A 255-nucleotide genomic window follows, 5' to 3' on the forward strand; every position below is an offset into this window, starting at 1 on the left:
CTGCGCCGCTTCACCGCGCGGCGTAGCGCTTGCGCTACCGACTCGGTGTGCAGGCTTTCATGGACGTGATAGCCCACGATCTTTCGCGAAAAAGCATCCGTCACAAGGCTCAGATAGGCCACACCTTTCTGAGTGGGCACATACGTAATGTCAGCCACCCAGACTTGCTCCGGGCCGCTTGGGACGACCTGATCAGGACCGGGCTTGAGCAGGTTCGGATGGCGTCGAAAGCGATGATGGCTGTCGGTCGTCTTG

The 255-nt window shown here is 60.0% G+C and carries 1 protein-coding gene; it reads right to left on the minus strand.

What is annotated here, in order from left to right; all coding sequences use genetic code 11:
• Nucleotides 1-255 (minus strand): DDE-type integrase/transposase/recombinase (locus tag IB254_RS29390; RefSeq protein WP_192420959.1); only part of this gene is annotated, 255 nt, incomplete at both ends.

Source organism: Pseudomonas sp. PDM03, from assembly GCF_014852385.1.
In the GTDB taxonomy this organism is placed as follows: domain Bacteria; phylum Pseudomonadota; class Gammaproteobacteria; order Pseudomonadales; family Pseudomonadaceae; genus Aquipseudomonas; species Aquipseudomonas migulae.